Below are 24,889 nucleotides of genomic sequence, written 5' to 3' on the forward strand. Positions count from 1 at the left end.
TACGTGGGTGTTGCGCCATTTGGAAGCACATCGGGGACTTCGACAAAGGCAAGCCACATGTCTGTTCCATAGGGGCCAGAATATTAAAATCTGACCTTTCAATGGCGGCCAGAAGTGCCAGAATACACGACCCGCAAATGAAGGAGTACTTTGAAAGAAAAAACGGCACAAAGGAAAGAATTTGGCGTTGTGATGAATGCGTATAAATTGATACAGAGAATGTTTGCAGTCGTAAAAAGAGGGACACCTTTTGTACGACTGCAAACATATAAAAGTAACACAAGTATAAACTAATATCACAATTATTAACGAATAAGGAGAATATACTTGCTGAGGTCTTAGAATTCAGGTTAATAGATGGAGATTTTTCTTTTTAGAGGAAAGATACACGATTTTTGTGCTGAAGTTAATTGATGATATTTCATGACAATACAAAGTTGATTAATCTCGGGGAGATTTCGGTCTCCCTTTTCTCTTTTTTGTATTGCTACTGAAATCTTTTGTCACGTCGGGGCTTTCAGCCCCTTGCCGACAGCGCTCCCCGAGTGTTTTTCATAGTCATCTTATAATAACAGAGAATATTTGCACTTCTTAGTGAAACTTATCTGTGGCTGCAATCAAAAAAAATGCAGATTAATCTTTGTATATCTGACAAATAATTCATTTCTTTGCACCGCTTTCGCGCAATCGCTGTCAGGAGAAAGCTGAGAGAAGCCTGGTATGTTGCGTTGTAACGATCAAACAATTTAATAGTAAAAAAACAATGGATTTAATTAAAATTGCAGAAGAAGCATTTGCTACCGGAAAACAACACCCGAGCTTCAAAGCTGGTGACACAGTGACAGTAGCATATCGTATCGTCGAAGGTAACAAAGAACGTGTACAGTTGTACCGCGGTGTTGTTATCAAGATTTCCGGACACGGAGACAAGAAACGTTTCACTGTACGCAAAATGTCTGGAACAGTTGGTGTAGAGCGTATTTTCCCAATCGAATCACCGGCTATTGACCGCATTGAAGTGAACAAGGTGGGTAAGATTCGTCGTGCCAAACTATACTATCTCCGCACTCGTACCGGTAAGAAAGCAAGAATTAAAGAAAAAAGAGTTAACGGATAACTCCGGGAAACTCGGCACTGTCCACAATTTTGTGTAAATGGAAACAGGATTCAGTTGTAAGTTTCTTCTTATATCTGGATTCTGTTTTCAAACATAAGCATAAATTGGTTCATAATCAAGCTCAGTTATGAGTAGGATGTGTCCATTTTTTCAATCTCCATCAGTGAGGGATACACGGTCTTTTTTAGGCATCATCTGAAGGGAATAAAAGCTTTGATTTTGTGTACTTTCTGATTTTTCCGTTCAGGTTTTCAATGAGATTTGTGGTATAGATTATTTTCCAGATTGTCACGCTCTGCGGCAGCAACCTCCTTATTAGCTGCATTATAGATATTCTTCATATCCGCCGTAAATTCTTTTCATTCTGTAAACGTATAAAATAAAGAATACGAAACTCTCTTTAAATCCCGTATTTTTTATTTAATAGCTTTGTAAAATGAAGAAGATTATGAAAGAGAAGAATCATGTAGTGCCTGAGAGGTATTAAGTAAGGAGTTCCTTAGTCAGTTCAAGACAGAATCTGATGTCAGCAAATTTCTGAAGCAGTTACACGCGCAGGTATTGGAGAAAATGCTTGAAGGTGAGATGGATGCGCATCTGGGTTATGAGAAGAATTCGTTTTCCGGTCGTAACAGCGGTAATTCCCGTAACGGCAGCTACCCCAAGAAAATCCAAACCGAACACGGTGAAGCGGTCATACCTATTCCCCGTGACCGTAACGGTCAATTCGAGCCCATAGTTGTTCCCAAACATGAGAGCCGTGGGCTTTCTATAGAAAAACTTGTTATCTCCTTATATGCCAAAGGAATGAGCGTGTCCGACATTGAAGAGGAAATGCGTGAAATCTATGAAATAGAACTTCCACATCAGCCATTTCCATCATTACGAACAAAGTCAACCAGGGGCTGCTCAGGAATGGCAGAACTGCCCTTTGGGAAGCTTTCGAATAAATACACATTGCACCCCTTAGGGTTTGATTGTAGTTTTGTACTCGCGAAAACAATCAAACCCTAATTGTTATGAACAGATCTAAATTTGAAGAATTGGAATTGCAGGTTCAACAAAGCGACCTGCCATTGAAGTTGTACCTGCAACAGGCAGGTGTAAGTTATTCAACCTATCATTACTGGCGTAAAAAATGTGCCGCAGAAAAGACAGTCTGAAACAGGAGTTGGCTCCCATCAGTTTCAAGCGCCCCACTGCAGAACTGACCTTGGGTGAACAGGTGCCGCATGGTGTAGCCCTGCTTTTCCCCAACGGTCTCCGTGCCCACTTCGGGAGCGGATCCGAGAAGCTGTTGATGGAACTGCTAACCCATAGTCTCGAAGATACCCATGTTTAGCCTGAACGATACGATGCGCTACTTTCTGTGTCCCGGCAGGACAGATATGCGCAAGGGCATCAGTTCGCTGTGCGGACTGGTGCATGAGAAGATGAAGAGCGAAGTGAGGAACGGTGACGTGTTCATCTTTGTCGGGTCCAGCCTCAATCTCATGAAACTGCTTCATGCGGAAGACGGCGGCATGGTGATGTACGTCAAACGGCTGGAGGCAGGTCGCTTCAAACTGCCGGAATACGATCCCGAATCAAACAGCTATCCCATGGAATGGCGTGACCTGGTAATGATGGTTGAAGGCATTCAGGAGAATCCGCAGCAGAGGCTCCGGCGGCTTAGGGCCGAGCGTAAAGAGTACCATGTATAACCTGTTTTTCTGAAACAAAAGTAGTGTTCCTATTGTGCAATCCGCTAATATTTAGTATCTTTACATCACTGCTGGGCACTTAATCCCAGCTGATTTTCAATTGTTTATAATTTAGTTCTTTGACATTTTTGTAATCGCAATCGGCAAGTATCTCTCTTACAGACGTTTTATCCAGTAGAGAAAAGCTCAAAATTTGTAGAATTTCGTAGATTGGACGGTTAACTTTCAATCTGTAAGCGATAATGGCAACCAGACAGTATGTTATGATGGCACAGTACACTTGTATCTTGACTGCATTCATCGTGGTGCCCCAAAAAGATTTTACTTTCAGGTGTTGCTTTATCCATTTGAAAAATAGTTCCACCTGCCAACGGTTCTTGTATAGCAAAGCAATTTCCTCTGCTGATAGTTCCATGTTGTTGGTGATGAACACAAATTCTCTGTCCAGTTCTTCATCGTAGTATTTAACCCGCCGGAGTTTGTCCGGATATGCTTTGAGCGATTTATACGTTTCAAGCATTCCAATCTGATCACATTTTATTCCGGTTGTTTTATCGACTTCACGGGAATACATTCTACGGAATCTCATATTATCTTTTGCACGTGTAACGAAGTAAGCACCACTGGTGTGAAGCTTATGCAAACGGGTGAAGTCAACATATCCTTTATCCATGATATAGAAACTTCCCTTTTCATAACTCAACTCATCCAGCATGTTTACGTCATGTACTTTAGCATTGGTTACCAGTACGATTGTCGGTATGGAAGTCTTTACATCATACAAGGTATGAAGTTTGATGCCTCCTTTGTGTTTCTTAAATTCCGCCCACCAAAAAACATTCAGACAAAGGTCTATGGTGGAGGAATCAAAGGCATAAACATTACCGTCAACTTTCACCTCGAAGTCATTTTTGTTGTAGCTATTACGGGCTTCCGCAATCAGGGTATAAGCAAATTCTTCGTAGATACGATAATCTCTATTCCGGTTTGCTTTCCCCAGATTGGTACGGCTAACTGTTGCACCGAATCCCAAGTGAAAATACTTGTTCTTGTGTGCCTCAAGGCTGAGCATAAGATCACGCATACTGTCTCGGGCGGTCAGTTGTCCGAAGATCATGCACAGCATCTGATTCCAACAGGTGAATGTTCTGATTTTCTTATTCCCGGAATACTTCTCTACCAAACGGTCAAAGACACGACGGGGAAGAAAATCTGTAAGTTGAGCGAAGATATATTTGCCTTGATTCATTGTTTTGAGCTTTTGGGCAAAGCTAAAACAACTTTTCAATTCAAATCGTCACGCTACAAAAAGATACATAACTATGCGATTATCAAAGATTTCAAAGAACGATGTTTAATTTAAAGTGCCCACTAGTGGTTTAATACCTGCAGTTTAGCAAATGCTTACGGTTATAGAACATGTACGGGCTTGTAACGTGGGGTATGTTTACAAGGTGGCAAGGGTAAAGCTTGCAGACGGTACTTTCGTGAACACGATGGAATATCCGCTGAAAAACCTTGGAGGAATCTTCTCCCCTGAACAGCTTGCCCGTCTGCTCTCTGCCTGAAATATGACTTCAGCATGCCTGAGAACAGACAGATAAGACTGCTTGCAAGAGAGGGCATCCACATAAGCAATACTACGCTGAACAGCTATATACATAATGGAATCGCCAAACTAAGGGAGTTCATAGAAGATGTCTTCAAGGAGTTTGTGCAGCAGGCAAAATATCTTATGATTGATGAGACTACCGAACTTGTAGGAGTGGAAACCAAAGAAGACAAGGCTTACAGGAGAAAGTACTTATGGGCTTTCTTTGCCAAGCATATTAAGATGGTCTATTATCACTATAATAACGGCAGCAGGTCATCCGATGCGGCAAAGTCATTCCTGGAATATTTTATGGGAACCATATCCACTGACGGATATACGGTTTACAGGATGTATGATGGTGAAGACTCAAAGGTGCTTCATATAGGATGCTGGACGCACTGTAAAGGTTGTGGGTTGATGCCTTGTCTTCAGACAGAACAGCGATGGACATAATAGATCCTATCGGTGATATGTTCAGAAATGAAAACCTGTTCCGTATGATGAAACTAAGCGGTGATCAGATTAAGGAAAGAAGACGGAAGCTTACAGGACCGCTCCTTGAACGTATCCATCATAAGGTGGTCATGATGATGCAGGATGCGAATATTATGGCTAACGAACTGATGAGAAAGGCTGTTAATTTTATACGTTAAACCAGTGCAAATCTCTGAGAAATATCCTTAAGGATGGTACAGCGAAAATCTCGAACAATCTCTGTGAGCAAAGGATGAAACCTGTAAAGTCGCTGCTCAAGAACTATATGAATATAGGCAGTGAGGATGCGGTAGAAAACTCGGCATTCATCTTCTCACTGATAGAAAGCTGCAAACTTAATGACATAGACCCTCAGGGTTACCTGAAACACCTGTTTGAATGTATTCTTCATAGTAAGGACTGCGACAAGAAGGCTCTTCTACCATGTTTTTATAAACTGGAATGTTAAAACTAAAATATTTTCTTGCGGACATTTTTATTTTATCGGCTGAAAAACAGCAGATAAAATCGTCGTGGCGGAAAATAGAATGGTTACGGAATTTGCTGCTTATGACGCTTAATACGTGTGTGAACGGTTGTGTATAAGATTACTTTTAACTAAAATTATTGCGGAAATATTTCTTTAATCAGGAATGCCGTTGTATTTTTGTGGTATCTTTAAAATTAAAGCATTCTTATAAACAAAAACTTTAGAAATTATGTCAAAAGTAACCGTAGTGGGTGCAGGTAACGTAGGTGCTACATGCGCTAATGTGTTGGCCTTTAATGAAGTGGCTGACGAAGTGGTAATGCTGGACGTGAAAGAAGGCGTTTCAGAAGGTAAGGCAATGGATATGATGCAGACTGCTCAGCTGCTGGGATTTGACATCACTGTTGTAGGCTGTACCAACGATTATGAGAAGACAGCCGATTCCGATGTAGTGGTTATTACTTCCGGTATTCCTCGCAAACCGGGTATGACTCGTGAAGAGTTGATTGGAGTAAATGCAGGCATTGTCAAATCGGTTGCACAAAGCATCCTGAAATATTCTCCAAACGCAATATTTGTGGTTATTTCCAACCCGATGGATACGATGACTTATTTGTCGTTGAAATCTTTGGGCTTGCCCAAGAACCGTATTATCGGTATGGGAGGTGCTTTGGACAGCTCTCGTTTTAAATATTTCTTGTCTCAGGCTTTGGGCTGCAATGCCAACGAGGTAGAAGGCATGGTTATCGGTGGTCATGGTGACACGACCATGATTCCGTTGGCTCGTCTGGCCACTTATAAAGGCCAGCCTGTAAGTGCTTTGCTGAGCGAAGAAAAACTGGACGAAGTGGTTGCCGCCACTATGGTGGGCGGTGCAACACTGACCAAGTTGCTGGGCACTTCCGCATGGTATGCTCCGGGAGCTGCGGGTGCCTACATGGTTGAATCTATCATTCACAACCAGAAGAAGATGATTCCTTGCTCTGTATATCTGGAAGGAGAATACGGCGAATCGGACATCTGCATCGGTGTTCCTGTTATCTTGGGCAAGAATGGTATCGAAAAGATTGTTGAATTGGAACTGACTGCCGACGAGAAAGCAAAGTTCGCTGCCAGTGCAGCCGCTGTCCACAAAACAAATGGGGCATTGAAAGAAGTAGGTGCTCTTTGATTGAGAAGTGTTTGATGAATTATGAGCTACGGGAAGCGCTTGTTGAGAACCGCTTCCCGTTTGTCGTTTTTCCTTTATGTTTGCGGGGCAATCCGGAAAGCCGGTGGGTAAATGTTTCCTTATTTGCCATGCAAAGAGATTTGTTCATTCAGGCTTATGCCGGTGTAAGCCCGCAACCGGGCAAGTCGAAGCTCGCGTTTTAAGTGTCGTAAGCTTATATTTTAGAAAAGATAGACCCGCATTGAAGGAAAGTAAAAACCGGAAAGGATGTACTCGTTAATAAGGATGGCTGAAAGCTTTCTTCTCTTCAATAAAACAGATGCTGATTATGAGCGTTTTACATTTGTATAAGCGTCGGCCCTCACTTGTACAAGCGTAAGCTCTCACTTGTACAAGTAACCATTCTATTTTCCGCCACGACGATTTTATCTGCTGTTTTTCAGCCGATAAAATAAAAATGTCCGCAAGAAAATATTTTAGTTTTAACATTCCAGTTTATAAAAACATGGTAGAAGAGCCTTCTTGTCGCAGTCCTTACTATGAAGAATACATTCAAACAGGTGTTTCAGGTAACCCTGAGGGTCTATGTCATTAAGTTTGCAGCTTTCTATCAGTGAGAAGATGAATGCCGAGTTTTCTACCGCATCCTCCTGCCTATATTCATATAGTTCTTGAGCAGCGACTTTACAGGTTTCATCCTTTGCTCACAGAGATTGTTCGAGATTTCCGCTGTACCACCCTTAAGGATATTTCTCAGAGATTTCCACACTGGTTTAACGAACGTATAAAAATTAGTCGTCCCTTAAATACTTCATACTATCCTGATTTATAGTTTGTTATAATGTAATTATTTGCTTATATCTGCAAGATTTCGTACCTTTACATATAAATCTTGCAGATATTTAGTCGTCCCTTAAAAACTATATTTCAGCGTGAAGTTCGCTTTTACAAACTTCACGCTGATTTTTTTATAAGCCACAAAAGAACTCTCATCGCTCTTTTGACGTTATATGCCGCCGCAGCTAATAAGACATTGATAGCATCTCCTTTCACACCTTTATAAAAGTTGCGAGATAATCTGTAGTCTTCTTTAAGATGTCCTATCGTTGGCTTTATACCCGCTCGTTTACAAAATAGTTTGTGTTTCTTTCTCTTTTGGTAGTAGGTGTCTTTAGGAACGTCTGAGATGAGTATCTTTGTATCCCCAATCTGTTTCACACCTCTATACCCTCTATCTGCTGCTAGTTTATTAATATGTTTCCCGGTCATCCTTTGGGTTTGTTCCAACGTCTTTTGTATGGTATGCCCATCGTATTCATTCCTAAAAGAGCATGCAGCAAGAATAAGCCCTGACCATGAGCAAAGAATGGATACCTTATTACCAAACTCGTATTTCTTATGTTCCTTGCCTTTATTGATACAAACCACGTCCGGTTCATGCAGAGAATATACTTTATTTTTTGACTTACGGTTCTGAGAAAGAACCCTGTATATAACTCAAATATCTTCTCATAGCCATTCCTTCCCCCTAGATTACGCTCGAGTTCTCTAACCAATCGACCTGCTATGGTTTTTAGTTGCCTGTCTGCCTTAAGGGCTTTCTTACGATTCTTGGGATGGTTACCAAAGCGCCGGGCACGGTAAATCCCTTTCAAGGTGCGTGTATAACTCTGCCATAGAGGAAGAGACTGATCATGAACTATCTTCAAAACGTTTCTGATTATCTTTATGCAACTTCGCATCTGTAGGATAAGTAAGTTATATTCTTCTCCTGTACAGTAGAATCTATGAAAGCCGTATCAAAATGGTCTTCATCATCCTTATCCGTATTGACACGGATGCTCTCTGCCAATGTTATTTCCATACCTTTCTCACCCATACGTTTTCTGAAGTGAACCAAGTCAGATGCATCACAGGGTTCTTGGGGAGTAAATTCAAGTTGTCCGCAAAAGTATTGGCAGTAAGCATTCTCACTCCATTGTAAAACCACAGTTTCATCAGACACATTGCGCAAATGTTTTAAGATTAAAAGAACACACATCAAGCGAATAGGATGAGCCGGGCGACCCGTTCGTACTACAATACAAAGGCGACAAAGCATCATCAAAACTCTGCCAATTAATCTTATGGCTAAGTTGGAAAAGAGGATATTGATGATTAAACATATCCTCCAAAGAAGAGAATAAAGAGAGCTGTTTAGATGTACGTTTTAACATAAATATCTGCAAGATTTATACTGTAAAGGTACGAAATATTGCAGATATAAGCAAATAATTTGCATTATAACAAACTATAAATCATGAGAGTATGAAGTATTTAAGGAACGACTATAATTATAAGCAATAAAAATAGCGCCTTTTCTCAAAGACGCTATTTCCTCTTTATGACTTATTCACTACAAAGAGTTATTTAATTCTTTTGTAGCCATAAACAGCAAGATTGCCCAGTTCTTCTTCGATGCGCAGCAATTGATTGTACTTTGCCATGCGATCCGAACGGCTCAATGAGCCCGTTTTGATTTGTCCACTGTTGGTGGCAACGGCAATGTCGGCAATCGTAGCATCTTCCGTTTCGCCGGAACGGTGCGAAGTTACAGTGGTGTAACCATGACGATGTGCCATTTCAATGGCATCCAGCGTTTCGCTGAGCGACCCGATTTGATTGACTTTGATGAGGATGGAGTTGGCGCATCCCGTGGCAATGCCTTTTTCAAGGAACTCCACGTTTGTCACAAACAAGTCGTCGCCAACCAGTTGGCAACGGTTTCCAATGCGATCGGTCAGTTTCTTCCAACCTTCCCAATCGTTTTCGCTCATGCCGTCTTCAATGGAATCAATCGGGTATTTATTAATCAAATTTTCCAAGTAAGCCACTTGTTCGTCGGCAGTACGTTTCTTTCCATTTTCACCCTCAAAGATGGTGTAATCGTAAATTCCGTTTTTAAAGAACTCGGATGAAGCACAGTCCATACCGATTTTTACGTCTTTGCCCGGTTCGTAACCCGCAACTTTGATGGCACTCATGATGGAATCCAATGCATCCTCCGTACCTGCCAATGCCGGGGCAAAACCTCCTTCATCGCCCACAGCGGTGCTGAGACCACGGCCGTGAAGCACCTTCTTTAAGGCATGAAAGACCTCTGCTCCCATGCGCAGACCTTCACGGAAGGAAGTGGCACCTACAGGACGAATCATGAACTCCTGAAAAGCGATAGGCGCATCGCTGTGAGAGCCTCCGTTGATAATGTTCATCATCGGTACAGGCATTACATAAGTATTTACACCACCGATATACCTGTATAAGGGGATATCAAGATAAGTTGCCGCCGCTTTGGCCACAGCCAACGAAACCCCCAGAATGGCATTGGCACCCAATTTAGATTTGGTAGGTGTGCCGTCCAACTCCAACATTTTGTGATCGATGGCTCTTTGTTCCAGTGCCGACCAGCCTGCCAGAGCGGGAGCAATTATCTTGTTGACATTCTCTACAGCCTTCAATGTTCCTTTACCACCATAGCGTTTTTTGTCACCATCGCGCAATTCCAAGGCCTCGTGCTCACCGGTGGAAGCACCGGAAGGTACAGCTGCCCGTCCCATGACTCCGCATTCCAAAATTACGTCCACTTCTACCGTGGGATTACCGCGTGAATCAAGAATTTCACGGGCTACAATCTTTTCAATTTTCATTCTTACTTAATATTAATTTAGTTAGTTTAAAGAGTAATGTTCCAAATGTATGGATAAGTTTGTTTCATTTTCTGTGGTGGAAAAGTCCACCAGCCTTTTCAGTTCAATTAGCTCTTCAAGATGAAGAGCGCAATAGAAACCTTGTATCGGCATTCGCAGAAATATTTTGCGGACGTTCCTCATATTCCGATTCAAGTCTTGGTAATATTCACCGTCAATAGAAGATATGTACCGGTAAAAATGCCGGAACTCATCGTCGGTGAATCTGAAAAATAAATTCCCGAACTCCAGATGATAAGCATTGCACTTGGCGCAAAAAGACACGAAACCGTTAGCGGTCCGTTTCAATAAACTGTCCATAGTTTCTGTTTAAATTGTCGCAAAAGTAGTGCTATTTGCAATATTTGTCAATACCTATAAATTGCGGTATTGGAGTGGAAGAAACAAGAATTAGGTAATGAAAGGTCGGAAAACAGACTTCTGTAGTTACCTATAATAGAAAAATCGTCCTCTTTTACTCCTAAACTTCCGCTTCGCAAAGTTAGTATTTTCCGCTTAAAAACGTTATAAAGAACAACCTGTTGGATGAATTGATTTTATAAGATTTTGATGATGAAAAAGTTGCACATGTCGTTGATTTTTTAGTAACTTAGTAGTGTTAAATCCATTATGTTACAATATCATAGCCATGCACAACTTCATTGCAAAGTTCCGAAAAGTTCTTGAAATCTGCAAGCAATATGCAGGAAATCAAGTAAACAAGAGAGGAAATGTTCCTCGCCGTGGTGTTGTTCCCACTTTCTCCGACCTGGAGGTTGTGGCACTTTCCATCACTGCTGAGGCATTCTGTATCGACAGCGAGAACTATCTCTTTACCCGTCTGAGCATTGAGTGTCCTGACGCCATTCCCAACCTTATTACCCGCCGGCAGTTCAATCAGCGCAGGAAATTGACCCGCCTGCTTGGCGAGAACATTCGAAAGGCCATAGCCAAGGCCCTTGACGGCGGAGAGTTTGTGTTCTGCATTGATTCCAAGCCTGTCAAGGTGTGCCAGAACGCACGTGCCAAAAGATGTGCCATGGGCAAGACGGATATAGACCATGCGCCATCCTGGGGCTATTGCGCCTCGCAAGGAATGCACTACTACGGCTACAAACTCCATGCTCTTTGCGGCACAACGGGGGGCATACATTCCTATGACATGACCGCAGCAAACGTGCATGACATCCACTACCTGAAAGACATTCAGTGGGAATACCATGACTGTATGATACTTGGGGACAAGGGGTATTTGAGCGCTCCCATGCATCAGGACTTGTTTACATCGGCAAACATCACCCTTGAGGTCCCTTACAGGCTGAACCAGAAGAACTGGAGACCTCCGCTGTGGCCTTACAAAAGGTACAGGAAGAGAATTGAGACGGTATTCTCCCAACTCAATGACCATCTGATGATGATACGCAACTTATGCCAAGCAACCACAAGGCTTTTTTACCAGAATGGCTGCCAAAGTCGCTGCTTTCACCATGTTGCAGTATTTCAATCTTATAAATCATAAGCCTATCGGACAAGTTAAATACGCTTTAATTTAATTCAACCAACGAGTAAAGAAAAATAATTAATAACTTGAGGGCATCATCAAGCAAGTAAACCATTAGTTATCATGGACAGCAACTCCATTGCAAAGTACGGTTCCATAGGTAAGTAGAGAAATAATTGGTACCCTTGAGTCCACATAGACGATTATCTCAGTTCAATACTTTCGGGGTTGATGATGTTTTGTTAACTCCTCAAAGTTATATCATGTATGGCAAAGAAAGCGAAAAAGAAGAAAACAGGCAAAGGATTAAAGTTGAAAGTTGTTAACCCCAACGCCTGTGGGATTGATGTTTCATCCACAGAAATGCAAGTCTGTGTTCCCGAAGATCGTGATGGGGACAATAATCGTTGTTTCGGCACATTCATAGAAGATTTATATCTGATTGCCGACTGGTTAAAATCCTGTGGGATAGACACGGTGGCTATGGAATCCACAGGTGTTTACCGGGTTCAACTGTACATGATCTTGGAGGATTCCGGCTTTGACGTTTTGTTGGTTAATGCCAAAGCCATAAAAACATCGGTGAGAAGAAAATGGATGAGGTGGATGCCGAGTGGATCATGCTCCGACATAGTTACGGTTTACTTAAAGTTAACGTGGGTTCGACGAATTATAAGTGTCTACAAATTTGGTGCTTATCGAAATTTGTTGTAACTTTATAGTAGTGAAATACAAAGAATTACAAATAAAAATCGCTATGATCACCGAGAGCAAAATTACAGAAATATTTTGTATGGCAGACGACTTCTGCAAGTTTTTGATACAATGATGGCAAAATACACGCTAAAACCGCTCAAGAAGAGAAAATATCATCGTGACAGCACGATGTCAAAGTCGGAAATCATGCTTATCATGATTCTCTTCCACGACTCCGGCTACCGCTGTCTGAAACATTTCTATCTTGAAAAGGTGTGCAGGCATCTGCGCCATCTGTTTCCCGAAGTTGTATCGTACAACCGTTTCGTGGAATTGGAAAGAGAAGTTGCCATTCCTCTTGCACTGTTCATCAAGAAAGTACTTCTTGGGAAATGTACTGGTATCAGCTTCGTCGATAGCACTCCCCTGCGTGTCTGCAGGAATCAGCGTATCCATATCCATAAGGTGTTCAAAGGTATAGCGCAAAGGGGAAAATGCTCCATGGGCTGGTTCTTCGGATTTAAATTGCATTTGATTTGCAATGAGAAGGGAGAACTGCTCAACTTCATGATAACACCCGGTGACATTGATGCCCGCAAGCCTTTGGAATACAAGGACTTTGCGAAATTCATATACGGCAAGTTGGTTGGGGATAAGGGATATATAAGCAAGAGTCTCTTCCAACGGCTGTTCGTGGACGGAATACAGCTTATTACCAAGTTGAAAAGCAACATGAAGGGTGCGCTGATGAGCGTTTCCGACAAACTGCTGCTCAGGAAGAGGGCTATCATAGAAACGGTTAACGATGAACTCAAGAACATTGCGCAAGTGGAACACTCCAGACATAGATGCTTTGAGAATTTCATCGTCAATTTATTGGGGGCTATTGCCGCATACTGCTTGTTTCCAAAGAAGCCGTGCATCAATGTAAAAAGAACATTTGATACGCAGCTTGCTTTATTATGAATTCGTCGAACTCACGTTAAATTATTTTGCAGGCGTGCGGGAACAGAACCTCCAATTGGACATTTAAAATCGGATTATCGTTTGGGACGTAACTTCTATAAGGGGTTACGCGGTGATGCGATTAATGTAATGCCGGATGCTGCTGCTTATAATTTCCAAAGAGCCATGAAGGTTCTTTGGGGGCTATATGAAAAATCTGCGAAGCAGTTTTTTCTACACAACTCCGCATATGAATATGGGTAAAATGATTTTAAGGGTTGACTATATAGCAAACATCACTCCTGATTCATCAGACGATGAGCCGCCATCTGTTCGTACTTCGTGGCCAGACGGCCGTAATTGGCATACGGATAGATCGAAATGCCGCCACGAGGTGTAAAGATACCCGTTACCTCAATATATTTGGGATTCATCAGCCTGCTCAAATCTTTCATAATAATGTTTACGCAATCTTCATGAAAAGCTCCATGATTGCGGAAACTGAAAAGATACAGCTTCAGGCTTTTGCTCTCTACCATCTTCACATCGGGAATGTAAGAGATGCGGATTTCTGCAAAGTCCGGCTGGCCGGTGATAGGGCATAGACTGGTGAACTCCGGACAATTGAAACGCACCCAATAATCATTTTCTGGATGTTTATTGTCAAATGTTTCCAGCACTTCGGGAGTATAATCTTGCTTATATTCGGCTTTTCTTCCCAATAAAGAGAGTTGTTCTTTCAATTCACTCATAACGCTTTCTGTTATCTTTATCCATCGGTGGTTTATGAATCCATTGCTTACCGATGATTCATAATTAGATATCACTGATTTTCCAAACCTTGTAGGAGATGCCTTTGTCGTAGACGTCGCTGCCGTCTATCCGTTTGATGGCATTCACCATACGGATGGTCACCGGAAGTACCAGTGCTTCGTACATGGACTTCAGTACAATCTGCACGCACATCATCAGCAGCAGTTCGTTCCATGCGATGATTCCGCCAAAAGCTACCGAAAAAAAAATGAACGAGTCACTCGTCTCGCCTATCACCGTCGACCAGATGGCACGTGCAGAAAAGTTGTGCCCATTACTCGCCAACTTCATACGGCTCATGACATAGGCATTCAGAAAAGAGCCCACTAAGAAAGCCGACAGACTGGCGACGACAATGCGAGGAACCATGCCGAAAACAAAATTAAAATGCGCTTCGCCCTCCCAAAAAGGAGCAGCAGGCAAAGCGACTGCAACCAATCCAAGCACCACCACAAAGAAGTTCATGGCAAATCCACTCCAAATAATAAGGCGCGTTTTACGAAACCCCCAAACCTCGGCGATGCAGTCGTTGATGATATAAGAAATCGGAAATACTAAGAGCCCGGCTGTCACGGTGATACCGAAAACCTGAATGACTTTAGTCTCAAGAAGATTGGCTGCAATCAGACATACATTGAACAGAATGCCCAGCAACATAAAAGGCATAGATACTTTTTGTTTCATAATTCCTGTTTTTTACGTGGTGTTCTAGAATACACGACCGTTATTTGCGGCATCATATTTTAAAAAAATGTGTGCAAAGATACAATGTTTCTTTTAAACAGGCAAATCTCCAATGCGGAAATTTCCCTATATTACCACGGCTTTTTCATTTAAAAACACATAACGATGCTGAAGCACCGTCTTCGGTGTTTCTTTTTAATCATATAAAAGATTTTTTAATAGGCGGATTTCAAGAGCGACGTGATGTCTATTTTGTCTTCCGCCTTGATTTTTGCATAGCAAAAATAGTCATTATTTATCTGATATACAAGTATTTGTATTTAATAATAGTAAAAAAGAAACATTTTGGCTGTCCGAGTGGCAGCACCATGAAACATCTGAGGGAGTTCGTAACTTCAGTACCTGAATACCGTAGAACCGGGAAAGGCAATTTCAAGCATAAACTTGAAGACATACTTATGCTTGTCATATTGGGCAGTCTCAGCAAGTGTATCCCCAGAGCCGAGATAATCGGGTTTGGCAAACGATATTTGAAACGCTTTCACTCAATGGGTATCCTGGTGGGCGGCTTGCCGTCAGAGGCCACGCTATGTCGTGTGTTCAAAAGCATAGATGATGAAGCGATGGCTTGTCGTATGTCCGCGTTCGTCGATTCCTTCCGCAAGGAACTCCCCAACAAGGAGGCTGAGATTATTTGTGTGGACGGTAAAGCCATGAGAGGCACCGTGCATGAAAACGGACGTAATCCGGATATAGTATCAGCCTATTCACTCAATTCCGGGATTACTCTCGCTACGGATGCATGCGAGAAGAAGAGCAACGAGATTAAATCGGTTCCCAGATTACTGGATAAAATAGAGATCTCCGGCTGCATCGTCACCGCTGATGCAATGTCTTTCCAGAAATAAAAGTTGGTAATCTCGCTAATATTTCGTACCTTTATAGTTAAAAATCAATGAGTTAAAAAATAATTAAGCGATGATTACCAACGACAAAGTTACTGAAATTTTCTGTATAATCGACGAGTTTGACAAGAATTTGAGTGCTGAACTTGCGAAAAACCTGCGTCTGCCGTCCCATAACAGTGACGGCAAACGCTACCGGAACCGCAAGGGCAGGCTCTCCGAAAGTGAGATTATGACCATTCTGGTATGCTATCATTTCGGCACATATCGCAATTTCAAGGAGTATTATTTGAATTGGGTCAAAGGGGTGATGCGGCAGGATTTTCCCGATGGGGTTTCCTATAACCGCTTCGTTGAGCTCATGCCAAGAGTGTTCTTTAAGATGATGCTGTTCATGAAGCTCTATGCTTTTGGCAAGTGTACGGGAATCACCTACGTTGACAGCACCATGATACCCGTATGCCACAATGTACGACGATATTACAACAAGGTCTTTGCCGGCCTTGCCAAGAACGGAAAGGGTACCATGTGCTGGTGCCATGGATTCAAGCTGCATCTGCTCTGCAATGATTCCGGAGAAGTGATAACGTTCTGTCTTACAGGAGCAAACGTGGATGACAGGGATAGCAGGGTATGGACGGTGTTTGCAAAAGTGTTATATGGAAAGGTATTTGCAGACAGGGGATACATCAAGCAGGAACTCTTCGAGAGCCTGTTCGATCAAGGCATCCAACTCGTTCATGGGCTCAAGGCTAAGATGAAGAACAAACTGATGCCTATGTGGGACAAGATCATGCTAAGGAAAAGGTACATCATCGAGTGCATTAACGAATTGCTCAAGAACAAAGCCAACCTCGTGCACTCGAGACACCGATCGATACACAACTTTATCATGAACTTGTGTTCTGCCCTTACGGCATACTGCTTCTTTGAGAACAAGCCGGAGGCACTGCCGGTGTATGTGGAAAAATCAAGGCAGCTGGAACTATTTGCATGCTAAACTTATCCCGAACTGGCGTAATCATAGACAAGATCAGGGAAAAGGGAGGAGACTTTGTCATCGAGCTTAAAGCAAACCAAAAATCCCTGCGTTACGTACTTGAGGATAAAATCAAGACAGCCACACCGTCAGATGTTTACACGGAAGGCCCCAGTCTTGAGCATGGCAGGATTGAATCGAGAATCTGTCGCATATACCGTGGGGAAGGACTTATCGCAGACCGGGAGAAATGGAACGGAAGGCTGACTGTCATAGAGATGCTTACAAGTGCGGAAAAGAAATCCGGCGGTCACTGTGCGTCCGAACAGAGACTTTACATCTCAAGCCTTGACGGTACAGCCAAACAATTAGGCCTGATAACCAGGCAACACTGGTCGATTGAGAGTATGCACTGGGACTTGGACTACAACCTACGGCAGGACAGCATAAAGCGTAAAACCGGAAGAGCGGCCAGAACCCTTGATACAATCCAGAGAATGGTGTTGGCAATATTGGCTATCTGGAAAAACAAAAGGAAGAAAGTCGCTGACAAAATCAAAGGAACGGCTGAAATCGTCAGAGAATTATCGCTAAACTTAACCAAAGTGCTACATCTTTTAGCTCAAAAATGAAATAAATTTAGTTTTGAAATATACATAACAGATTGATTATCAATAATCATATTTGCACCCACATCATACAGATATGGGTAAGGGGGATTATGCACATAAATCAAAGTTTAAATGAAAAAGCCGTGCTATATTACTTCGAAGCGTGCGAGGTAGTGGTGCAACTCTGAACGGCATTGCCGCTAACCTTTTTTCCGGAAAAAAAACGAGCCGGACTATCTGACGTCCGCTCCCCACATCATCTTGTTGCGCAACGTGTCAAAAAAGAGGTGATTGAACCGTTTGACAACCTTGATACTGTAGTCTGCCCTTGAAATATGCAGGCGGGTAGTCTCCTTACAAGATTCACTGCGTCCATCGATAGCGACCAAAAAATTGTGGCTGCGGCTTTCTACATCGAGTGTAACCTCCCAATCGTCGCAGATGACGATGGGGCGAACATTGAGACTGTGAGGGGCGACAGGTGTAATGGCGATGGTTTTGCTGTGAGGAACGATAAGCGGCCCCCCTACGCTAAGCGAATAAGCCGTAGAACCGGTAGGGGTGGCAATTATCAATCCGTCGGCCTGATAGGTGGTAAGCGGTGTGCCGTTGATAGCAGTATGGATGGTGATCATAGAAGAACTGTCCCGTTTCAATACAGCTATCTCATTGAGACCATAAGGTGACTTCATCAAATGTTCGTCGTTGCATTTTAGTTGCAGGACGCTCCGTTCTTCCACTTTGTAGTGATTATTGTGGATTTCGTCGAAAGTGATTTTCATTTCTTCTGGTGAGATGTCTGCCAGAAAGCCCAGACGGCCAGTGTTGATGCCAAGGATGGGAATATTTTTTCCCCTCACACGGCTTGCGGCTCTCAGAAAAGTGCCGTCACCGCCGAGGCTTATGACCATGTCAGCGAAAAAGTCGTCACCGTCAAACAAATCTGCCGCCGGAATGTTTAGTTTTAAGTCGGCGGTCAGAAAATGATGAAACTCACGGCAAATGCAAAGTTGTGCATTGTGCTGTTTGAGCAACCGAAAGAGGTTTTCCGCATGAGAAGATTTTTTGGCCTGATAGGTATTTCCAAATATGGCAAACTTCATAACAAATACTGTTGGATTAGGGTGCAAATATGCTATTTTTTCTTGGAATGCAGCAGATGTATCACGATTATTTGTACTTTTGCCCCAAACAATGATACGGATTATGACAAGATTGAGTGTGAATATAAACAAAATAGCAACGCTGCGAAATGCCCGCGGAGGAAATGTTCCGGATGTGGTAGGAGTGGCGTTGGATTGTGAAAAATTTGGCGCTGACGGCATTACCGTGCATCCTCGCCCCGATGAGAGACATATACGTCGGAAGGATGTATATGATTTGCGACCGTTGTTGCATACGGAATTTAACATTGAAGGGTATCCCGCTCCCGAATTTATAGACTTGGTTTTGAAGGTGAAACCGCATCAGGTCACTTTAGTGCCCGACAGTCCTGAACAAATAACGTCGAATGCCGGTTGGGATACTAAAAGCAATTTCGAATTCTTAAACGAAGTGTTGGATAAATTCAACAATGCCGGCATTCGTACTTCCGTATTTGTTTCTACCGAAGCCGAAATGATAGAATATGCAGCCAAAGCGGGTGCCGACCGTGTGGAGCTTTATACAGAACCTTATGCAAAGGCATACGCCCAAAACCGTGAAGCGGCAGTGACTCCTTTTGTTGAGGCTGCTAAGGTAGTTCGTAGTTTAGGATTGGGCTTGAATGCAGGGCATGATTTGAGTCTAATTAATTTGAATTATTTTTATCAAAACATTCCGTGGCTGGACGAAGTCTCTATCGGTCATGCACTGATTAGCGATGCGCTTTATTTGGGACTTGAACGTACTATTCAGGAATATAAAAACTGTCTTCACTGATGAATATAATGTTGTTATTGGTTCAAGCAGCTTCGGTACTGACTGATTCTGCTGTAGGTGCCCCGGTATTGACACAAGTAAATGCTTCCGATGAAATGAACTTATGGAGCATGGCTGTCAAAGGGGGGGGATCATGATTGTGTTAGGTTTGATGTCTTTGCTTTGTTTTTATATCTTGTTCGAGCGTAATTATGTTATCCGGAAGGCAGGGAGAGAAGAACCTTTATTTATGGATAAGATAAAGGATTATATTCTGGGAGGAGAACTGAAAGCGGCCATTGCCTATTGCCGTAGTGTGAATACGCCTGCTGCCCGTATGATTGAGAAAGGAATTAGTCGCTTGGGACGTCCGGTGAACGATGTGCAGGCTGCTATTGAGAATGTAGGGAACATAGAAGTGGCCAAATTGGAGAAAGGAATGACCATCATGGCAACCATCTCCGGAGGTGCCCCCATGATAGGCTTTCTTGGCACGGTGACTGGTATGGTTAAGGCCTTCTGGCAGATGGCGAACGCCGGAAACAACATTGATATCACAATGCTTTCGGGTGGTATCTATGAAGCGATGATTACCACAGTAGGCGGTTTGATTGTCGGCATCATAGCCATGTTTTCCTACAACTATTTGGTGACGCTGGTGGATGGCGTGGTCAATAAGATGGAGGCCAAGACAATGGCGTTCATGGATTTGCTGAACGAACCTGCGCATTGATGATTCGTAATAGAAGAATTAATGATTAGCAATTCAATAAGATGTTAAAACGTAGAGCTAAAATATCACCCGCTTTCAGCATGGCATCCATGACGGACTTGATTTTCCTGCTGTTGATTTTCTTTATGATAACATCGACCATGGTGTTTCCCAATGCCATCAAAGTGTTGTTGCCACAAGGAAAGCAACAGACATCCGCCCGGCCTCTGACAAGAGTCATCATCGATGCCGATTTGAACTATTATGCGGCTTTTGGTAATGACAAAGAGCGACAGTTGAGATTGGGAGAATTGCCTCCTTTCCTTCAGTCGTGTGCCGAGAAAGAGCCTGAAATGTATATTGCTTTGTATGCCGATGAAACAGTGCCTTATAGAGAAGTAGTGAAAGTGCTGAATATTGCAAACGAGAATAAATTCAAAATAGTGTTGGCTACCCGTCCACCGGAAGGAAAATAGTTTTTAATTGCTTATTCAAACGCAGATACCGTATGCTGAATCAGAAGGAAAAAGGAAAATATATTGGTGCGGCAGGTGCACTTTTGGTGCATGCTGCCATCATTGCCCTTTTGATATTGGTGGGATTTGCGTTGCCTGAACCGATGGAGGAGGGAGGAGTACCTGTTATGATAGGAGAGGTGCCCGATGCGCTTGGAGCTGCCGACCCTTCTTTGGTGGAAGTAAATGTTATGCCCGAGGAGTCTGCCCGGGAAATGCGAGAGGTGCAGGAACAAGAACTTATTACGCAAGAGGTGGAAGAAACTGTGGCGTTGAAGCTTAAAACGGGGGTGAAGGAGCCTAAAGAAGTAAAGAAACCTGAAAAAACAGAGATCGAAAAAAAGGCAGAAGCTCGCCGATTGGCAGAGACCAAAGCTGAGCGGGAACGCAAGGAGGCGGAAGAAACTGCACGTAGTCGGGTTGCGGGAGCTTTTGGAAAGGGTTCACAAATGGGTAGCAAGGGTCCTACAAATGGAGAAGGCTTTCAAGGGGCTCCTGAAGGAAATGCTCCTGCCGGTACAACTTCCGGCAGAGGAGGTTACGGGACATTCAGTCTCAATGGACGTTCCATTGGCGAGGGAGGATTGCCTCGCCCTGCATACAACGTGCAAGACGAGGGAAAGGTCGTTGTTACAATTACAGTGAACCCTGCCGGATATGTAATAGCGACAAGTATCAACCGCCAGACCAATACCGTGAATCCCGCATTACGGAAGGCGGCGGAAGATGCGGCTAAAAAAGCTCGCTTCAATACGGTGAGTGGGCTGAACAATCAAATGGGGACAATAACGTATTATTTTAACTTGAAATAAGTGAGGAAAGAATTATGGGTACAGTGTATGTTTTTTTTGCCGACGGATTTGAAGAGATAGAAGCTTTCACTTCTGTAGATGTGATGAGACGTGCCGGAATGAATGTGGAAATGGTCACCGTAACCCCGGACGAAATAGTGATGGGGGCACATGATATTCCCGTTCTGTGCGACAAAAACGTGGTAAATTGCGACTTCTTTGATGCGGAGCTTTTGTTGCTTCCCGGTGGTATGCCGGGGGCTGCGACTTTAGAGAAATGCGATGAACTACGCAAACTTATCATGCGCTTTTTTGAGGAGAATAAACCGATGGCAGCTATCTGTGCCGCTCCTATGGTGCTGGGCAAATTGGGCCTGTTGAAGGGTAAAAAGGCAACTTGCTATCCCGGATTTGAACAGTATCTTGAGGGGGCTGAATGTACAGGGGCTCCGGTGGAGAGAGATGGTAATATCATCACGGGAAGAGGACCGGGATCGGCCATGGAGTTTGCATTGACTATAGTGGAATTGCTTCAAGGCAAGGAAAAGGTAGAGGAATTGAAGGAAGCAATGTGTGTTCAGTGATTTATGAATCGGTATGTTCTGATAGTAGCGGGTGGCAAAGGCTTGCGCATGGGGGGCGAACTTCCCAAACAGTTTCTTTCGATAGGAGGTAAGCCTGTTCTGATGCGTACGTTGGAAGTCTTTTATGGCTGTGATCCGGAAATACAGATAATATTGGTTCTTCCCCGCAACCAGCAGGAGTATTGGGAACGGTTGTGTCGCGAATTCCATTTCTCATTGCGATATGCCATGGCAGATGGGGGAGAAACTCGTTTCCATTCCGTGAAAAACGGTTTGGCTTTGGTGGAAACACCTGCCTTGGTAGGGGTACATGATGGAGTGCGTCCGTTTGTTTCGCCTGAGGTTATTGCTCGCTGCTATGAATTGGCGGCAGAAAAAAAAGCGGTGGTCCCTGTTGTAAGGGTGGTAGAAACTCTACGTCGTTTATCTAGAGATGATAGCGTGACGGTCAAACGAGACGATTATAGACTTGTGCAGACACCTCAAGTCTTTGATGCGAAATTGCTGAAAAAAGCATATGAGCAAACATATACTCCCCATTTTACAGATGATGCGTCTGTTGTAGAAGCACTGGGGGAATCTGTCTTTTTGACCGCGGGCAACAGAGAAAATATTAAAATAACCACTCCTTTTGATTTAAAAATAGCAGTAGCTCTTATGCAATCATGTTCGATTTAGTCACGCATGACATAAAATATTTGTCGGGTGTAGGTCCGCAGCGTGCCGCGGTGCTTAATAAAGAGTTGGGCATCTATTCTTTGCATGATCTTTTATATTATTTCCCTTATAAATATGTAGACCGAAGTCGCGTTTATTCTATTTGCGAGATTGACGGGGCCATGCCTTATATTCAGCTGAAAGGAAAAATCCTTAGCTTCGAAACAGCCGGTGAAGGTCGTCAACGAAGGCTGATTGCTCATTTTTCGGATAATACGGGAGTGGTGGATTTGATTTGGTTTCAAGGCATTAAATTTCTGATAGGTAAATATAGGGTAAATCAGGAGTATGTTGTATTCGGTAAGCCGACCGTTTTTAATGGTAGAATAAATATTGTGCATCCGGACGTAGACCTTGTGTCGGAATTGAAGTCATCTTCCATGGGATTACAACCTTATTATAACACCACGGAAAAGATGAAACGGAGTTTCCTTAATTCACATGCCATTGAAAAAATGATGAATGCAGTGGTGAAGCTGTTGCACGAGCCATTGCCGGAGACACTTTCACCCTCCATCCTTGCCAGACATCACTTGATGCCATTGAGGGATGCGCTGATCAATATTCATTTCCCCTCTAACCCGGAGTTGCTGCGTAAGGCGCAGTATCGTTTGAAATTTGAAGAATTGTTTTATGTACAGTTGAATATTCTGCGGTATGCTAAAGACCGTCAACGAAAATATCGTGGCTATATTTTTGAAAGAGTAGGAGAGATTTTTAATACTTTTTATTCTCGGAATTTGCCATTCGAGCTGACCAATGCCCAAAAAAGAGTTCTCAAGGAAATCCGTAAAGATGTAGGTGCAGGCAGACAGATGAACAGACTCTTGCAGGGGGATGTGGGGAGCGGAAAGACATTGGTCGCACTGATGAGTATGCTTATCGCACTTGATAACAGTTATCAGGCGTGTATGATGGCTCCTACCGAAATTCTGGCAAATCAGCATTACGAAACTATCCGTCAACTACTATATGGGATGGATATTCGTGTGGAGCTGCTGACCGGTTCTGTCAAAGGAAAACGGCGTGAAAGAATTCTTTCTGGATTGTTGACTCGCGACATACATATATTAATAGGTACGCATGCGGTCATTGAAAACACTGTGAATTTTGCTTCGCTCGGGTTGGTGGTGATTGACGAGCAGCATCGTTTTGGCGTTGCCCAACGTGCACGCTTGTGGACTAAAAATGCACAACCTCCTCATGTGTTGGTTATGACTGCAACCCCCATTCCTCGTACATTGGCCATGACATTGTATGGCGATTTGGATGTATCTGTCATAGACGAACTGCCTCCCGGTCGCAAGTCCATTGTGACCCTGCATCAGTTTGAAAATCGCATAACGAGCTTATATCAGTTTATGCACAAGCAGATAGCCGAAGGAAGGCAAATCTATATTGTTTTTCCTCTGATAGAAGAAAGTGAAAAATTTGATTTGAAGAATCTCGAAGAGGGGTATTTGCATATTCGAGAAGAATTTCCGGAGTGTAAAGTCTGCAAGGTGCATGGAAAGATGAAAGCATCCGAGAAGAATGCGCAGATGCAACTGTTTGTTTCCGGCGGAGCGCAGATAATGGTAGCTACTACCGTGATAGAAGTAGGGGTGGATGTGCCGAATGCTACGGTGATGATAATTGAAAATGCCGAACGCTTCGGATTGTCTCAGCTTCATCAGCTTAGAGGGCGTGTAGGACGTGGAGCCAACCAATCTTATTGTATTTTAGTGTCCGGATATAAATTGGCTGAAGACACGCGGAAACGTTTGGAGATTATGGTGCGCACTAACGATGGGTTTGAGATAGCGGAGGCTGACTTAAAGCTGCGTGGTCCGGGTGATCTGGAGGGAACACAGCAAAGTGGTGTTGCCTTCGATCTGAAAATAGCCGATATAGCTCGTGATGGACAACTGCTTCAATATGTTCGTGAGGTGGCCCTAACAGTGGTGGATGCCGATCCCAATGGGGTATTGCCGGAGAATGAAATATTGTGGAGACAGTTGAAAGCTTTGCGAAAGACGAATGTCAATTGGGCAGGCATCAGCTGATAAACGATTAAATATTCATTTTGTTTACATTCTTATGCTGTAAAACATGTTTGTTCTTAACCTCCCTATTTATAAAGGTTTAAGAAAGTTTTTCCTTTCCCTATTCAATCCTTTTCTGAAAAAATGCTTAATGTGCCATCTGTTTTTTCATGGAAAAATCTTACCTTTGGAAGAATTTTTTAATCAATCTGGATACTTGCGTAAGGTTATTGGCCTTT

22 protein-coding genes and 9 pseudogenes are annotated in these 24,889 nt (G+C 43.1%); 22 read left to right on the plus strand and 9 right to left on the minus strand.

Annotated elements, in window-relative coordinates:
* The first annotated feature begins 3 nt into the window (after positions 1–3).
* Together C4H11_RS14515 and rplS are read left to right on the plus strand one after the other, a co-directional pair.
* Positions 4–72: a hypothetical protein gene (locus tag C4H11_RS14515; RefSeq protein WP_234819932.1), complete on the plus strand. Its 69-nt coding sequence runs from the start codon at positions 4–6 to the stop codon at positions 70–72.
* Positions 73–763: 691 nt separating this feature from the next.
* Positions 764–1,117 carry a 50S ribosomal protein L19 gene (gene rplS, locus C4H11_RS12480; protein WP_106042485.1) on the plus strand — a complete coding sequence of 118 codons (354 nt, stop codon included), beginning with the start codon at positions 764–766 and terminating at the stop codon, positions 1,115–1,117.
* A 187-nt stretch (positions 1,118–1,304) separates the two neighbouring features.
* On the opposite strand, the pseudogene C4H11_RS14520 reads toward rplS, so the two are convergent.
* A pseudogene (locus tag C4H11_RS14520) lies at positions 1,305–1,403 on the minus strand (transposase); the annotation flags it as partial.
* A 162-nt stretch (positions 1,404–1,565) separates the two neighbouring features.
* On the opposite strand from C4H11_RS14520, the pseudogene C4H11_RS12490 reads away from it, so the two are divergent.
* The 4 genes and pseudogenes from C4H11_RS12490 to tnpB all read left to right on the plus strand — a co-directional run.
* Positions 1,566–2,057 (plus strand): annotated as a pseudogene (locus C4H11_RS12490) (transposase); the annotation flags it as partial.
* Positions 2,058–2,136: 79 nt separating this feature from the next.
* Positions 2,137–2,280, plus strand: a complete 144-nt coding sequence (gene tnpA / locus C4H11_RS14525) for an IS66 family insertion sequence element accessory protein TnpA (RefSeq protein WP_234819829.1) — start codon at positions 2,137–2,139, stop codon at positions 2,278–2,280.
* On the plus strand, positions 2,256–2,459 hold the full coding sequence (locus C4H11_RS14530) for a hypothetical protein (protein WP_234819830.1): 204 nt from the start codon (positions 2,256–2,258) through the stop codon (positions 2,457–2,459). Before tnpA ends, C4H11_RS14530 begins: the two co-directional genes overlap by 25 nt.
* The gene (gene tnpB / locus C4H11_RS12500) at positions 2,452–2,820 is read left to right on the plus strand and encodes an IS66 family insertion sequence element accessory protein TnpB (protein WP_164996546.1); all 369 of its coding nucleotides are present in this window, start codon (positions 2,452–2,454) and stop codon (positions 2,818–2,820) included. The genes C4H11_RS14530 and tnpB overlap by 8 nt, the downstream gene beginning before the upstream one ends.
* Before the next feature lie 79 nt (positions 2,821–2,899).
* Here tnpB and C4H11_RS12505 read toward each other — a convergent pair whose 3' ends face one another.
* On the minus strand, positions 2,900–4,069 hold the full coding sequence (locus tag C4H11_RS12505; RefSeq protein ID WP_106040595.1) for an IS4 family transposase: 1,170 nt from the start codon (positions 4,067–4,069) through the stop codon (positions 2,900–2,902).
* Between the two features lie 160 nt (positions 4,070–4,229).
* Here C4H11_RS12505 and tnpC point away from each other — a divergent pair.
* Positions 4,230–5,357, plus strand: a pseudogene (gene tnpC, locus C4H11_RS14625) (IS66 family transposase); the annotation flags it as partial.
* A gap of 250 nt (positions 5,358–5,607) precedes the next feature.
* Entirely contained in the window at positions 5,608–6,549 is a 942-nt protein-coding gene (mdh, locus tag C4H11_RS12515) for a malate dehydrogenase (RefSeq protein ID WP_106042486.1), read from the plus strand.
* Between the two features lie 482 nt (positions 6,550–7,031).
* On the opposite strand, the pseudogene C4H11_RS14725 reads toward mdh, so the two are convergent.
* From C4H11_RS14725 to C4H11_RS14635, 4 genes and pseudogenes are all read right to left on the minus strand, one after another.
* Positions 7,032–7,315: pseudogene (locus C4H11_RS14725) on the minus strand (transposase domain-containing protein); the annotation flags it as partial.
* A 147-nt stretch (positions 7,316–7,462) separates the two neighbouring features.
* Positions 7,463–8,765 (minus strand): annotated as a pseudogene (locus C4H11_RS12535) (IS5 family transposase).
* 189 nt (positions 8,766–8,954) lie between these two features.
* Positions 8,955–10,235 (minus strand): phosphopyruvate hydratase, encoded by a 1,281-nt coding sequence (gene eno / locus C4H11_RS12540; RefSeq protein ID WP_106042492.1) that lies wholly within the window; start codon positions 10,233–10,235, stop codon positions 8,955–8,957.
* 21 nt (positions 10,236–10,256) lie between these two features.
* On the minus strand, positions 10,257–10,595 hold the full coding sequence (locus tag C4H11_RS14635) for a DUF6686 family protein (RefSeq protein ID WP_106042494.1): 339 nt from the start codon (positions 10,593–10,595) through the stop codon (positions 10,257–10,259).
* A 249-nt stretch (positions 10,596–10,844) separates the two neighbouring features.
* On the opposite strand from C4H11_RS14635, the pseudogene C4H11_RS12550 reads away from it, so the two are divergent.
* From C4H11_RS12550 to C4H11_RS12565, 4 genes and pseudogenes are all read left to right on the plus strand, one after another.
* A pseudogene (locus C4H11_RS12550) lies at positions 10,845–11,827 on the plus strand (IS982 family transposase).
* Between the two features lie 215 nt (positions 11,828–12,042).
* Positions 12,043–12,489: an IS110 family transposase gene (locus C4H11_RS12555; protein WP_106042496.1), complete on the plus strand. Its 447-nt coding sequence runs from the start codon at positions 12,043–12,045 to the stop codon at positions 12,487–12,489.
* A 43-nt stretch (positions 12,490–12,532) separates the two neighbouring features.
* Positions 12,533–13,437, plus strand: a pseudogene (locus C4H11_RS12560) (IS982 family transposase).
* Positions 13,438–13,455: 18 nt separating this feature from the next.
* Positions 13,456–13,680: pseudogene (locus tag C4H11_RS12565) on the plus strand (IS5/IS1182 family transposase); the annotation flags it as partial.
* A gap of 32 nt (positions 13,681–13,712) precedes the next feature.
* Here C4H11_RS12565 and queF read toward each other — a convergent pair.
* The gene (gene queF / locus C4H11_RS12570; RefSeq protein WP_106042498.1) at positions 13,713–14,168 is read right to left on the minus strand and encodes a preQ(1) synthase; all 456 of its coding nucleotides are present in this window, start codon (positions 14,166–14,168) and stop codon (positions 13,713–13,715) included.
* 64 nt (positions 14,169–14,232) lie between these two features.
* Positions 14,233–14,913, minus strand: coding sequence for a queuosine precursor transporter (locus C4H11_RS12575; RefSeq protein ID WP_106042500.1), 681 nt, complete (start codon positions 14,911–14,913; stop codon positions 14,233–14,235).
* 368 nt (positions 14,914–15,281) lie between these two features.
* Between C4H11_RS12575 and C4H11_RS12580 the strand changes: the two genes are divergently transcribed.
* The 3 genes from C4H11_RS12580 to C4H11_RS12590 all read left to right on the plus strand — a co-directional run bounded on the left by C4H11_RS12580 (position 15,282) and on the right by C4H11_RS12590 (position 17,429).
* Positions 15,282–15,821 (plus strand): ISAs1 family transposase, encoded by a 540-nt coding sequence (locus C4H11_RS12580; protein ID WP_129588315.1) that lies wholly within the window; start codon positions 15,282–15,284, stop codon positions 15,819–15,821.
* A 70-nt stretch (positions 15,822–15,891) separates the two neighbouring features.
* Positions 15,892–16,818, plus strand: coding sequence for an IS982 family transposase (locus tag C4H11_RS12585; protein WP_106042502.1), 927 nt, complete (start codon positions 15,892–15,894; stop codon positions 16,816–16,818).
* Entirely contained in the window at positions 16,812–17,429 is a 618-nt protein-coding gene (locus C4H11_RS12590; protein ID WP_234819832.1) for an ISAs1 family transposase, read from the plus strand. Before C4H11_RS12585 ends, C4H11_RS12590 begins: the two co-directional genes overlap by 7 nt.
* 212 nt (positions 17,430–17,641) lie before the next feature.
* On the opposite strand, the gene C4H11_RS12595 is transcribed toward C4H11_RS12590, so the two are convergent.
* Positions 17,642–18,511, minus strand: a complete 870-nt coding sequence (locus C4H11_RS12595; protein WP_106042504.1) for an NAD kinase — start codon at positions 18,509–18,511, stop codon at positions 17,642–17,644.
* Between the two features lie 103 nt (positions 18,512–18,614).
* Between C4H11_RS12595 and C4H11_RS12600 the strand changes: the two genes are divergently transcribed.
* From C4H11_RS12600 to recG, 7 genes and pseudogenes are all read left to right on the plus strand, one after another.
* Positions 18,615–19,328 (plus strand): pyridoxine 5'-phosphate synthase, encoded by a 714-nt coding sequence (locus C4H11_RS12600; protein WP_106042506.1) that lies wholly within the window; start codon positions 18,615–18,617, stop codon positions 19,326–19,328.
* Positions 19,328–20,040 (plus strand): annotated as a pseudogene (locus C4H11_RS12605) (MotA/TolQ/ExbB proton channel family protein). Before C4H11_RS12600 ends, C4H11_RS12605 begins: the two are co-directional and overlap by 1 nt.
* Before the next feature lie 41 nt (positions 20,041–20,081).
* Complete coding sequence (locus C4H11_RS12610) at positions 20,082–20,495, plus strand: ExbD/TolR family protein (RefSeq protein WP_106042508.1); 414 nt, start codon at positions 20,082–20,084, stop codon at positions 20,493–20,495.
* 32 nt (positions 20,496–20,527) lie between these two features.
* Entirely contained in the window at positions 20,528–21,346 is an 819-nt protein-coding gene (locus C4H11_RS12615) for a TonB family protein (RefSeq protein ID WP_106042510.1), read from the plus strand.
* Between the two features lie 14 nt (positions 21,347–21,360).
* Positions 21,361–21,909 (plus strand): DJ-1 family glyoxalase III, encoded by a 549-nt coding sequence (locus tag C4H11_RS12620; protein WP_106042512.1) that lies wholly within the window; start codon positions 21,361–21,363, stop codon positions 21,907–21,909.
* 3 nt (positions 21,910–21,912) lie between these two features.
* Complete coding sequence (locus C4H11_RS12625) at positions 21,913–22,587, plus strand: 2-C-methyl-D-erythritol 4-phosphate cytidylyltransferase (RefSeq protein WP_106042514.1); 675 nt, start codon at positions 21,913–21,915, stop codon at positions 22,585–22,587.
* Positions 22,575–24,671: an ATP-dependent DNA helicase RecG gene (recG, locus tag C4H11_RS12630; protein WP_106042516.1), complete on the plus strand. Its 2,097-nt coding sequence runs from the start codon at positions 22,575–22,577 to the stop codon at positions 24,669–24,671. Before C4H11_RS12625 ends, recG begins: the two co-directional genes overlap by 13 nt.
* The last annotated feature ends 218 nt before the right edge of the window (positions 24,672–24,889 follow it).

The sequence above is a fragment of the Bacteroides zoogleoformans genome (assembly GCF_002998435.1).
Taxonomy (GTDB): Bacteria; Bacteroidota; Bacteroidia; order Bacteroidales; family Bacteroidaceae; genus Bacteroides; species Bacteroides zoogleoformans.